Origin of the sequence: uncultured Algibacter sp., assembly GCF_905480415.1 — a bacterium.
Lineage (GTDB): Bacteria > Bacteroidota > Bacteroidia > Flavobacteriales > Flavobacteriaceae > Algibacter_B.
The window spans coordinates 1-12,652 of sequence record NZ_CAJQQI010000128.1; the positions used below are offsets into that span (position 1 = coordinate 1).

Annotated in this window: 14 protein-coding genes and 1 pseudogene; 14 read left to right on the forward strand and 1 reads right to left on the reverse strand. The window is 32.6% G+C overall.

All coding sequences use genetic code 11. The features are described 5' to 3' along the window. Positions 1–186 precede the first annotated feature (186 nt). Together QZ260_RS08650 and QZ260_RS08655 are read left to right on the forward strand one after the other, a co-directional pair. Positions 187–792, forward strand: coding sequence for a DUF4254 domain-containing protein (locus QZ260_RS08650; RefSeq protein WP_295985087.1), 606 nt, complete (start codon positions 187–189; stop codon positions 790–792). A gap of 91 nt (positions 793–883) precedes the next feature. Continuing rightward, complete coding sequence (locus QZ260_RS08655; RefSeq protein WP_295985089.1) at positions 884–1,903, forward strand: glycosyltransferase family 9 protein; 1,020 nt, start codon at positions 884–886, stop codon at positions 1,901–1,903. 39 nt (positions 1,904–1,942) lie between these two features. Here QZ260_RS08655 and QZ260_RS08660 read toward each other — a convergent pair whose 3' ends face one another. Beyond that, a complete protein-coding gene (locus QZ260_RS08660) occupies positions 1,943–2,998 on the reverse strand; it encodes a ferredoxin--NADP reductase (protein ID WP_295985092.1) in 1,056 nt (351 codons plus the stop codon). A 115-nt stretch (positions 2,999–3,113) separates the two neighbouring features. On the opposite strand from QZ260_RS08660, the gene QZ260_RS08665 reads away from it, so the two are divergent. From QZ260_RS08665 to QZ260_RS08720, 12 genes and pseudogenes are all read left to right on the forward strand, one after another. Beyond that, the gene (locus QZ260_RS08665; RefSeq protein WP_295985094.1) at positions 3,114–3,452 is read left to right on the forward strand and encodes a helix-turn-helix transcriptional regulator; all 339 of its coding nucleotides are present in this window, start codon (positions 3,114–3,116) and stop codon (positions 3,450–3,452) included. An 85-nt stretch (positions 3,453–3,537) separates the two neighbouring features. Further along, on the forward strand, positions 3,538–5,016 hold the full coding sequence (locus QZ260_RS08670; RefSeq protein ID WP_295985097.1) for a DUF5687 family protein: 1,479 nt from the start codon (positions 3,538–3,540) through the stop codon (positions 5,014–5,016). Positions 5,017–5,027: 11 nt separating this feature from the next. After that, positions 5,028–5,723: an ABC transporter ATP-binding protein gene (locus tag QZ260_RS08675; RefSeq protein WP_295985099.1), complete on the forward strand. Its 696-nt coding sequence runs from the start codon at positions 5,028–5,030 to the stop codon at positions 5,721–5,723. A 118-nt stretch (positions 5,724–5,841) separates the two neighbouring features. Beyond that, on the forward strand, positions 5,842–8,397 hold the full coding sequence (locus QZ260_RS08680) for a tetratricopeptide repeat protein (protein WP_295985101.1): 2,556 nt from the start codon (positions 5,842–5,844) through the stop codon (positions 8,395–8,397). Positions 8,398–8,409: 12 nt separating this feature from the next. Beyond that, positions 8,410–8,838: a polymer-forming cytoskeletal protein gene (locus tag QZ260_RS08685; RefSeq protein WP_295985104.1), complete on the forward strand. Its 429-nt coding sequence runs from the start codon at positions 8,410–8,412 to the stop codon at positions 8,836–8,838. Continuing rightward, positions 8,786–9,028 carry an AtpZ/AtpI family protein gene (locus QZ260_RS08690; protein WP_295985107.1) on the forward strand — a complete coding sequence of 81 codons (243 nt, stop codon included), beginning with the start codon at positions 8,786–8,788 and terminating at the stop codon, positions 9,026–9,028. The genes QZ260_RS08685 and QZ260_RS08690 overlap by 53 nt, the downstream gene beginning before the upstream one ends. Further along, positions 9,028–9,414, forward strand: a complete 387-nt coding sequence (locus tag QZ260_RS08695; protein WP_295985110.1) for a hypothetical protein — start codon at positions 9,028–9,030, stop codon at positions 9,412–9,414. The genes QZ260_RS08690 and QZ260_RS08695 overlap by 1 nt, the downstream gene beginning before the upstream one ends. 116 nt (positions 9,415–9,530) lie before the next feature. Continuing rightward, entirely contained in the window at positions 9,531–10,625 is a 1,095-nt protein-coding gene (gene atpB / locus QZ260_RS08700; protein WP_295985112.1) for a F0F1 ATP synthase subunit A, read from the forward strand. Positions 10,626–10,661: 36 nt separating this feature from the next. Next, positions 10,662–10,853, forward strand: coding sequence for an ATP synthase F0 subunit C (atpE, locus tag QZ260_RS08705; protein ID WP_142784445.1), 192 nt, complete (start codon positions 10,662–10,664; stop codon positions 10,851–10,853). Between the two features lie 80 nt (positions 10,854–10,933). After that, positions 10,934–11,434: a F0F1 ATP synthase subunit B gene (locus tag QZ260_RS08710; protein WP_295985120.1), complete on the forward strand. Its 501-nt coding sequence runs from the start codon at positions 10,934–10,936 to the stop codon at positions 11,432–11,434. 6 nt (positions 11,435–11,440) lie between these two features. Continuing rightward, positions 11,441–11,977, forward strand: a complete 537-nt coding sequence (gene atpH, locus QZ260_RS08715) for an ATP synthase F1 subunit delta (protein WP_295985122.1) — start codon at positions 11,441–11,443, stop codon at positions 11,975–11,977. A gap of 27 nt (positions 11,978–12,004) precedes the next feature. Beyond that, positions 12,005–12,652, forward strand: a pseudogene (locus tag QZ260_RS08720) (F0F1 ATP synthase subunit alpha); the annotation flags it as partial.

The window sequence follows — 12,652 nt, forward strand, 5'->3', positions numbered from 1 at the left end:
TCAATATGGAATTTTGAAGTGATATATTATGAATGTTCATGTGTCGAAATCTAATTTAGAAATAGTAAAGTTAATGAAAGCCAAGTTAAAATGTATTCTTAAACACATTTCATTATTTGGTAGCGGTTGTTTTGTACAAAATTCTTATATAATTTTCGTAATTTTGCATTATAAAACGCTATAACTATGTTTACAAGCAAAGCCAATAAAATTTTCCAAGAAGTCATTGAAAAATACCATGTAATTAACACTGTAGATCAACCTTTCGAAAACGCTTATCCGGAAAGTGATTTATTAGAGCATTTGTTGTATAGAAAAAGCTGGATAGACACCGTTCAATGGCATTATGAAGATATTATTCGTGATCCACAAATTGACCCAATAGCTGCATTAGCATTAAAACGTCAAATAGATGCTTCTAATCAGGATAGAACGGATATGGTGGAGTACATTGATAGTTATTTTTTAGAAAAATATAAAGATGCTTCTGTAAAAGCGGATGCAACCATCAATACAGAAAGCCCTGCTTGGGGCGTAGATAGATTGTCTATTTTGGCCTTAAAAGTGTACCATATGAATGAGGAGGCTACACGTAACGACGCTTCTATAGAGCATAAGACAGCTTGCCAGACCAAGTTAGATATTTTATTAGAACAGCGTGTTGACTTATCGACTGCAATTGATACGCTTTTAAGTGATATTGAAAAAGGCGACAAGTACATGAAGGTTTATAAGCAGATGAAGATGTATAATGATGATGAGCTGAATCCTGTACTTCGTTCTCAGAAGTAATAATTAATAGGTACATGGGATTGTACTGGCAGTCTTAGTGGCCTGTACTGAGCGCAGTCGAAGTATCGAAGACGTTTTCAAATGAAATATAATGCCCAAACCATCTAAAAACATTCTAGTCATACGTCTCTCAGCTATGGGAGATGTAGCTATGACAGTTCCAGTTTTGCGTGCACTTACTCTAAAACACCCTGAACTTAGAATAACTGTTTTAACACGAGTTTTTTTTAAACCATTTTTTAGAGATTTAGAGAACGTTGATGTTTTTTCGGCAGACTTAAAAGGCCAACATAAGGGTGTCTTTGGTTTGTATAAATTAGCAAGAGAGCTCAATAAAAAGCCATTTTATATGGCTGCTGATTTACACAATGTGCTTAGGAGTAAAATCCTAAAGAAATTTATTGGCTGCAAACGTTTTATTTCTATTGATAAGGGTAGAAAAGAAAAAAAATTACTGACTTCAGGTAAAGTATTTAAACAACTTAAAACAACGCATCAAAGATATGCTGATGTCTTTGAGGAATTAGGTTATAAGGTTGATTTGTCTAACCCCAGTTTCCCTAAACGGGTTGTGTTAAGTTCTAAACTTCAAAAATTAATAGGTGATAACCCAATAGAAACTATTGGTATTGCGCCTTTTGCAGCTCATGATGGGAAAATGTATCCTTTAAACTTAATGAAGGATGTTGTTGAAAACCTATCCAAAGATTACAGAATTATTTTATTTGGAGGAGGAAAAAATGAGTCAGAAATTCTCAATCAATTCGAAAATAACTTTGAGAATACCTTCAACCTAGCTGGAAAAGTATCTCTAGATGAAGAAATGGATGTCATTTCAAATCTTGATGTAATGCTCTCTATGGATTCTGGAAATGCACATATTGCGGCTATGTTAGGTGTTAAAGTAATCACTATTTGGGGTGTTACACATCCTTTTGCTGGTTTTGCACCATTCAATCAACCAGAAAACAATGGGTTAGTTGCAAATAGAACTACGTTTCCATTAATACCAACTTCGGTATATGGGAATAAATACCCAGACACTTATACAGAAGTTGCAGGGAGTACTGCACCTAAAATGGTTATTGATAAAGTTAAATCTATTATTTAAATAAAAAATTTAATACGCTGTATTAAAGTGATATAGAAATTAAACATCATCATAATCAATTACGATACTAGGAGTTGTTGGATGTGCTTGACAAGTTAAAATTAAACCTTCAGCAATTTCACTTTCGGTTAAAATATTATTTTGCGTCATAGTAGCTTCGCCTTCTGTAACTCGGGCTAAACAGCTACTGCAAATCCCACCTTGGCAAGAATAAGGGGCATCTAAATCCTCATCTAAAGCAGCTTCAAGAATGGTTTGCTTCTGAGACATTTCAAAAGTTGTAGTCTCATCATCTACAGTGATTGAAATTTGTGTACTACCAGCAGCAGCAACATCTTCTTTAACGTCTACAGGTTTAGCAGCTTTAAAAAGTTCAAAATGAATACAGTTTTCATCAATATCATGTTTGGTAAGAACATCTTTAACGGCATGAATCATAGCTTCGGGACCACATAGGTAAAAGGCATCAACTTCAACATGTTTATGTTTATTTTTCATCACATAATTAACAGTGCTTTTTTCTATTCTTCCAAAAATAGAATCGTCTTCATCTTGTTGGCTAAATACGAATTGAATTGAAAATCGATCTTTATACGCATGTTGAAGTTCCAAAAGCTCATTTAGAAACATGGTGTCTTTAGTAGTTTTATTACCATAAACCAATATAACTTGGCTATAGACCTCTTCTTCTAAGGCGCATTTAACAATACTTAAAATAGGAGTAATGCCACTACCTGCAGCAAAAAGCGCTATGTTTTTAGTTTTCGAATCGTTTGGTTCAAATATAAATCGCCCTTTAGGTGGTGCAACTTCAAGAGTATCACCAACTTTCAAAGTGTTATTTGCGTAAGCAGAAAACGTACCATCATTTACTTCTTTTACCGCAACCTTTAATTCTCCACTTTTAGGAGAAACACAAAGTGAGTAATCACGACGTACTTCATGGCCATCTATAACTGTTTTTAAAGTAATATACTGTCCTGCTTTAAAGGCAAAAGAGGCTTTTAAATTTTCAGGAAGATTAAATGAGATACTAATTGATTTATCTGTTTCTCTTTTTATGTTTTTTACTGAAAGATTATGAAATGATGACATATATAATAGTTTTGAGCAAAAATAGTGAAGACTATAAAATTTAGCGCATTTTTTAGATAAAAATAATACATAATTATATGATGCATAAGAATATTATGTATATATTTGAACCACTATGAAACCTTCAAATTTATACAAAGGCAGTTTAACAACCATTATTTTAAAACTCTTAAACGAGAATGATAAAATGTATGGTTACGAGATTACTCAAAAGGTAAAACAAATAACAAAAAATGAGCTTCAATTAACGGAAGGGGCTTTGTATCCAGCATTACACAAATTAGAAGCTCAAGGTTTATTGGGTGTTGAGGTTGTTAAAATTGGTAATAGGGTTCGTAAATACTACCGATTAACGGAAGTCGGGACAAAAGTAACCGTTAAAAAACTTGCTGAATTAGAGAGTTATATTAGAAATATGCGTGCTTTGGTAAACCCTAAATTTCGAGATGAATAATATGGAATCAAAAAAATATGATTTAAAAGTGTAACAATTTCAACCCTATTAACACTTACTTTTAAGAAAACTAAAACTACCAAATATGATAAAACGTTTTTTAAGTTTAGAATGGAAGGCTTTTTTTAGGTCTGCCAGTTTTGGGAAAAGTTTAGGCATTAAAATTTTCATGGGCTTTTTAAGCCTATATTTTATCGCCATGTTTTTAGGAATGGGTTTATTACTATTCCCTGGCCTTAAAAAGGTTTATCCAGATCAAGATCCGTTGTTAATAGTTAACAGCTTTCTTTTTTATTGGATTTTAGCCGATTTAGCTTTGCGTTTTTTCTTCCAGAAACTTCCGGTAATGAGTGTAAAGCCATTACTAACACTACCAGTAAAAAGAGGTCATGTGGTAAATTATGTTCTGGGTAAATCGGTATTATCCTTTTTTAACTTTTTACCATTATTTGCAATCATTCCGTTTGGAATTACATTACTATTTAAAAATTATCCTTTAGCAAATGTTTTGGTGTGGATGCTTGCTTTAGTCCTAGTGGCACTCATCATAAATTTTTTCAATTTTATCATTGAGAGCTTTTCTGCAGAAAAAGAATTATCCTTTCTACCCGTAATTTTAATTGTTGGGGGCTTATATGCGCTGAATCATTTTAATATAATTGCCTTTAATGAAATAATGGGTGGCGGTTTCAATGCTATTTATAACTATCCCATCTTAATCATTGTGCCTTTGGGACTTCTTGTATTGTGTTATGTGTTCAATTTTAAACTCTTGAAACAAAAGCTGTTTTTAGATAGTGGATTAAAAGCTAAAATTAAAGAAGTAAATGCATCAAATTTAGAATGGACCAAAAACTTTGGGGATATTGCTCCGTTTATGCAGCTTGATTTAAAGTTAATTTGGCGAAATAAACGCACAAAATCCTCAGTTTGGATGTTGGCTATAGGCCTATTGTATGGTTTGTTTTTCTATCCGCAGCCTACGTATCAAAATATGCCTTGGTTTTTTGTTTTTATTGGTGTGTTTTCAACCGGGATATTTCTAATCAACTTTGGGCAGTTTATACCCGCATGGGATAGTGGTTATTACAAACTACTAATGAGTCAGAATATTAAATATGAGCAATATTTAAAGTCAAAATTCACTTTAATGGCCGTAAGTGTATTGATCTTGTTTGTTTTAGGTATTCCATATGTCTTTTTCGGATGGAAAATATTATTGGCACATTTTGCAGCAGCCATTTATAATATTGGGGTTAACACGCACGTCATTCTACTGGGGGGCTCTTTCAATAGAAAAAAAATAGATTTAAGTCAAAAGGCGGCATTTAATTACCAAGGTACAGGCGCCGTACAATGGCTAATTGGTATTCCTTTATTGCTTTTGCCAATGGGATTATTTGCAGCATTTTATTTTTTAATAAGCTTTGAAATAGCTTGTTTAATATTAATAATTTTTGGAGTAATAGGGATTGTATTTCATCAAAAATTAATGAAAATAATAACTCAGAAATATTTAGAATCAAAATATAAAATGATTGATGCTTTCGATCAAAATAACTAATAGAATAAATCATGATAACAACTTCTAATTTATCAAAGAAATACAGTGGAAACTTAGTTTTGGATATTGAATCTTTGGAGATTCCAAAAGGTCAAAGCTTCGGTTTAGTAGGTAATAACGGTGCAGGAAAAACAACATATTTCAGCTTGCTTTTAGATTTGATTCAACCTACAACTGGTTATATCAAGAATAATGATGTACAGGTAAATAAAAGTGAAGACTGGAAGCCCTTTACATCTGCCTTTATAGATGAAAGCTTTTTAATTGGCTATTTAACCCCTGAAGAATATTTCTACTTTATAGGCGAATTACGTGGACAAAATAAAGCGGATGTTGACGCACTTGTGTCTCAGTTTGAAGACTTTTTTCACGGTGAAATAATTGGGCAAAAGAAGTATTTACGTGATTTAAGTAAAGGAAATCAAAAGAAAGCAGGTATTGTTGCAGCGCTTATTGGGAACCCTGAAGTCATTGTTTTAGATGAACCTTTTGCTAACCTAGATCCAACAACTCAAATCCGGCTTAAAAATATTATTAAAGAATTATCTGAAAAACAAGATGTTACAGTATTAATCTCAAGTCATGATTTAATGCATGTTACCGATGTTTGCGAGCGTATAGTTGTTTTAGAGAAAGGCGAAGTGGTAAAAGATTTAGCTAAAAGTGCGGCTACTTTACAAGAACTTGAGGAGCATTTCGCTAACTAATCCTTTTGTTTAAAAGTCATTACAATTTTTAGGTAAATACAAAAAGATGCTTATTTTTACAGTTCTATATAATAATAACACCGGATTATAGTTATTAATTAGACTAAAAACACCAGCATTGAAAACACCTTCTAAAGCTTTACTTCTAGTTACATTCTTAACGTTTCTTGCATTAAGTTGTTCTAGGAAAAAGGATAAATTTATAAATAGAAATTTTCACGCTATTACTGCAGAATTCAATGCACTTTATAATGGTTATACCGCTTTAGAGCAAGGTAAAAGCTCACTTAATGATGCGTATTTTGATAACTATTGGGAAGTTTTACCCATAGAACGCATGCAGATTTTTGAGGACATTGTGCTTCCAGGTCAATCTAAAAACGAAAATTTTTCGAGAGCTGAAGAGAAAGCTGCAAAAGCGATTCAAAAGCATAGCATGAATATTGATGGCAAGGAGAATAATCCTCAAATGGATGAAGCTTACTTACTTTTAGGAAAAGCTAGATATTTCGATCAGCGTTTTGTGCCCGCATTAGAGGCACTTAATTATATTCTTTACAAATACCCAGCAAGCGATAAGATTAATCAAGCTAAGGTATGGCGAGAAAAAGCAAATATTAGGCTAGATAATAACGAGCTGGCTATAGAAAACCTAAAGCGTCTTTTAAAACAAGAAGATCTAAAAGGGCAAGATTTAGCAGATGCAACATCCATACTCGCGCAAGCTTATTTAAATACCAAATCTATTGATACTGCAATTACGCAATTAGAAATCGCATCAAGTACTACAAAAAATAATGATGAGCGCGGGCGTTACCGCTTTATTCAGGGTCAGTTGTATAATGAACTGGGTTATAAAGATAGTGCTAATATCGTTTTCGATAAAGTGATTGAGCTTAGCAGAAAAACGCCTAGAATCTATATGATTTCTGCGTATTTGGAAAAAATCAAAAACTTCGATTTTGATAATGGAAATAAGCTAGAGGTTAGCGAATTACTTGCTGAACTTCAAGAAAATAGAGAAAACCGTCCATATTTAGATAAAATTTATCATCAAATTGGTGCGTATCATTTACAAAATGGTTCAGACTCGTTGGCGGTAGCATATTATAATAAATCTTTGCGAACAAATAGTCGAGATAAGTTTTTAAAAGCTAAAAATTATGAAACATTAGGTGATATTAATTTTGACGCATCAGTTTACGCCGATGCGGGAGAGTATTATGATAGCACCATGAATAATTTGGTTCTTAAATCGAAACCTTATCGTGTTATAAAACGTAAGCGCGATAATTTAAAAGATGTTATCTTTTATGAGTCTATCGCCAAAGTAAATGACAGTGTTTTAAGTTTGGTGAATTTAACGGAAGCAGAAAAGTTGGCTTATTTTGAATCTTTTGTTGAAGATTTAAAAGCTAAAGCCGAAATAGAAAAGGAAAAACAAGAAGCCACCGAACGTAATAGTGGTTTAGCAACCGTTAATAATATTGGAGGGCAACCAAATAGAGTTGGACCTCAAAACCAATCTACTGCATTTTATTTTTACAATCCAACTACCGTAGCTTACGGAAAAAACGAATTTGCAAAAATATGGGGTGATAGGTCTTTAGAAGATAATTGGAGATGGTCTAGCAAAGGGATTTCAAGTGAGCCTAATAATAATGCTGCTATAAATGTTGTAGCTGCTGCATCAGATGAAGAACGTTTCGATCCTCAATTTTATATTTCTAAAATCCCTTCCGAAGAAAAAGAAATAGATAGCATTTCTAAAGAACGTAATTATGCTTATTACCAATTAGGATTGATTTACAAAGAGAAATTTAAGGAGTACGAGTTATCAAAAAGTAAGTTTCAAAATTTATTAAATAGCAATCCTGAGGAAAAATTAATACTACCTTCAAAATACAACTTGTATAAAATTTATGAATTGTTAGGTGAAAGTGATGAAGCTATAATTGCTAAAAATGATATTATTAGTAAATATCCAGATTCTAGATATGCGACCATATTAAATAATCCGGAATTAGTCACTGAAAGAGACGAAAACAGTCCTGAAAGTTTATATGAAGCACTCTATATTCAGCACGAAAACCAAGAATATGCCGATGTTGTTTCAAAAAGTGAAGCGTATATAAAAACTTTTGATGGCGAAGCGATGGTTCCAAAGTTTGAATTATTAAAAGCTACGGCTACAGGTCGTTTATATGGTTATGAAGCGTATCAGAAAGCAGTGAATTATTTAGCAATTACCTATGCTAATACTCCAGAAGGTAAGCAGGCACAAAACATTGAAGCTAATATTTTACCTAAATTAGCAAATAAAGATTTTATTGAGGAGACTGATAGTATTTCTGATAACCATAAAGTTATATTTCAATTTAAAGACATGGAACCAGAAGCTATTTCAAGCTTTAAAGAAACCTTAGATACCGTTTTGAAAAATATTAGGTATTATAAATTGAATGCCTCAATAGATGTTTATAACCCAAACATAAAATTTGTAGTGGTTCACGGATTAAAAACACCACAAGTAGCAAAAACATTTGATCAACTATTAACTAAAGAGGATCAAAAGAAAATAAAAGTCCCTTATTTTGTAGTATCATCTACGAATTATCAAATCATTCAAATCCATAAAAATTTGGATGCTTATTTGAATATCGATAATAATTAAACTTAACACATTATGTTCTCTGAAAACAAAAAAGAAAAACAAATGACAGAAGGTGCATCAAGCCAAAACATTATTGCCCAAGGCACTAAAATGGTTGGCGATTTTAACAGTGAAGGCGATTTTAGAATCGACGGAATTATAGAGGGAAATATTAAAACTTCAGGAAAAGTAGTTGTTGGTAAATCCGGCTTAATTAAAGGCACTTTACATGGAACTGACGCTTATTTTGAAGGTAAATTTTCGGGTAAACTAGCTTTGTCAGGCACATTAACCTTAAAATCATCTGCTCATATTGAAGGTGAAGTTGTGGTTGGTAAATTAGCTGTTGAGCCAGGAGCCACATTTAATGTAACGTGTGTTATGAAAGGCACCGTAAAAGAAATGAATAATGGCGGACAATCACAACAGCAAAGAAAACCAGAAACCGGGAAAACAGCTTAAAAACGTTGCTATTCTTTCTGGAGTTGCATTTCAAATGGGTATTACAATATATCTGTTTGTTATGTTAGGCAAATGGCTGGATTCTAAATTTAACGACGGAGATAAATTGTTTATTATTATTACAACACTTTTAGGAGTTGCGATTTCATTATATGTGGTTCTTAAACAGGTTAATAGAATTAAATATTAATGAGTAATCCTTTTATAAGTTTTGCAATAAAAACAGTTATTCTATTAACAGTTGTTTTTGCTATACATTTGCTTGTTTTAAATGTTTTACAGCTTTCTTTATTCGAAAATAGAATTGTACTATCCTACATAGTTAACCTTGTTTTAGTTATTGTTATTTTCGGAATTCTTTATCTATTAAAAGAAAAGTATAAAAGTCAATTAGGGTTTCTGTTTTTAGCAGGGAGCCTTTTAAAATTTGTCGTTTTTTTTATTCTATTTTACCCGTTTTATAAATTGGATAATATTATAACTAAACTAGAATTTGCAGCGTTTTTTGTGCCCTATGTTATGGGCTTGATAATAGAATCTGTTAGCCTTAGTAAATGGTTGAATAAACTAGATTAGTATAATAAGTGAATCATCTTAAAACGAGAGATGAAATAAAAAGCAAATTTGTTTTGGTTTTTGATATAAAAACATACCTTTGCACCGATTTTTAAGCCACTATTACTTAAAGCAATATGCGAAGAAAAATATCTTTAAAACCAATTACATTATTACTGCTTTTAATAACCTTCGTTTCTTACGGGAAGGAACAAGAGGTACACGGTGAACCAAAAACCGACAGAAAAACAGAAATAAAAGAATATATTCAGCATCACTTAAAAGATTCTTATGACTTCGGATTGTATTCTTATACATCAGATGAAGGAGAGGATAAGCATGTAGGTTTTCCGTTACCAGTTATTTTATGGGATAATGGGTTAAAAGTATTTTCATCTTCTAAATTTCATCACGGAGAATCAGTTGCTGAGGTTGGGGGAGATTTCTACAAAGTACATCATTCAAAAATTTATAAAGTGGATGGTGCGGATGGAAAAATTCTTGAAGACGACCATCATCACGCTACCAACGAAAAACCATTTGATTTTTCAATCACTAAAAACGTATCCTTGATTTTTTTAGTATTTGGTATTATGTTTTTTATGTTTAGCAGAATGGCTAAATCATATAAAACAAACAATGGGATGCCTAAAGGAACTGGTCGTTTGTTAGAACCAATTGTGCTTTATGTGCGCGACGATATTGCACGACCAAATATTGGCGAAAAACACTATAAAAAATACATGAGTTATTTGTTAACGGTATTTTTCTTCGTTTGGATTGTTAACTTGTTTGGTTTAACTCCAATAGGGATGAACGTAACCAATAACATAGCTATTACGTTATGTTTAGCACTTATGACCTATTTAATAACCACGTTTTCAGGAAATAAAAATTACTGGAAACATATTTTCTGGATGCCAGGTGTGCCTTGGCCAATGAAAATTATATTAGCGCCTATTGAATTATTAGGAACCATCATTAAGCCATTCGCATTAATGATTCGTTTATATGCCAATATTACTGCAGGACACGTTGTTTTAATGAGTATTGTGGGGATGATATTTTTATTCCAAAATTGGTTAGGAAGTGGGTTATCGTTTTTGTTAGCGTTTGTATTAGCTATTTTAGAGTTGCTTGTTGCAGCTTTACAAGCCTATATTTTTACAGTACTTTCAGCATTATACTTTGGTATGGCGGTTGAAGAACATGACCATGAAGAAGGTCATTAATAAATTTGAATGTTTAATTAATTATATATATATATTATGGAAATTCCAGCTATCGTAGGTGCAGGTTTAGTAGTAATTGGAGCAGGTATTGGTATTGGTAGAATCGGTGGTTCTGCTATGGATGCAATCGCTCGTCAACCTGAAGCTACAGGAAAAATTCAAACAGCTATGCTTATTGCAGCAGCTTTGATTGAAGGTATTGGGTTTGCTGCTTTATTTGCAGTATAAAACAAACAAGAAACAGCTATGACGGTTGGTTATAGCTGTTCTTTTAATTAAACATAAGTTTTTTAGAAATATAAATTATTATGGAAAAATTATTCGAAGACTTTTCATTAGGATTGTTTTTTTGGCAAGCTATTTTATTCATAGCTTTAATTCTGCTTTTAAAGAAATTTGCCTGGAAACCAATTTTAGATTCTGTTAATGAAAGAGAAGAAGGAATTAAAAATGCATTAGATTCTGCTGAAAAAGCAAAGTTAGAAATGCAAAACCTTCAGGCTGATAATCAAAAGTTATTAAAAGAAGCTAGAGCCGAGCGTGAAACGATGTTGAAAGAAGCGCGTGATATCAAAAATAAAATGATTGATGATGCTAAGGGAGAAGCTCAGGAGCAAGCAAATAAAATGATTCAACAAGCGCAAGGAGCAATTGAAAGCGAAAAGAAAGCAGCTATGGCTGAACTTAAAAATCACGTTGCAGGTTTATCTTTAGAGATTGCTGAAAAAGTAGTGCGAGCTGAATTATCTAACAAAGACAAACAATTAAAATTGGTTGAAACTATGTTAGATGAAAAATCATTAAACTAAGATATAATGGCAGGAGCAAGAGCAGCAATACGTTACGCAAAGGCAGTGTTAAGTTTAGCAACAGATTTAAAATCTGCGGATGCTATAAATAAAGACATGAAATTAATTGCTGATACAGTAGCAGATAGTAAAGAGCTAAGTGATATGCTTCAAAGTCCTGTAATACCATCTTCAATAAAAAAATCAACCTTATTAGAGGTTTTTAAAAATTCTGACAAAACAACTAAAAGCTTAATAGATACTTTAATTACTAATAATCGAATTGATATTTTAGGTCATGTGGCTTCAAAATACAATCAGTTATTTGATGAGTCAAAAGGTATCCAATTAGCAACTGTGACTACAGCAGTAGAATTGACAGCAGATTTAAAGAAGAAAGTTTTAGCAAAAGCTAAAGCACTAACAGGAAAAGATGTTGAAGTAGAAAATAGTATTGATGAAAGCATTTTAGGTGGTTTCATTTTAAGAATAGGAGATGTGCAGTACAACGCAAGTGTTGCAAATCAACTAAACAAATTAAAAAGAGAATTTACATTAAACTAAGATATTCGTATCTAAATAAACAATAAGATGGCAGAAGTAAAACCAGCTGAAATATCAGCAATCTTAAAACAACAACTTTCAGGTTTTGAGGCTAGTGCTTCATTAGACGAAGTAGGAACTGTACTAACTGTAGGTGATGGTATTGTACGTGCTTATGGATTGGCTAATGCGCAATATGGCGAGTTAGTAGAATTCGAAGGCGGATTAGAAGGGATTGTACTTAACCTTGAAGAGGATAACGTAGGTATTGTATTATTAGGGACTTCTGTAGGTGTTAGAGAAGGGTCTATTGTAAAACGTACTGAGCGTATCGCTTCTATTAATGTTGGAGAAGGTATTGTTGGACGAGTTGTAGATACATTAGGTAATCCTATTGATGGTAAAGGACCAATCTCTGGAACGACTTATGAAATGCCTTTAGAGCGTAAAGCTCCCGGCGTTATTTATAGAGAGCCCGTAACTGAACCATTACAAACAGGAATTAAGGCTATTGATGCTATGATTCCGGTTGGTAGAGGGCAAAGAGAGTTGGTGATTGGTGACCGTCAAACGGGTAAAACAGCAGTTTGTATTGATACCATCATAAATCAAAAAGAATTTTACGATGCAGGTGAGCCTGTATATTGTATATATGTTGCTGTAGGTCAAAAGGCTTCAACAGTAGCTTTAATTGCT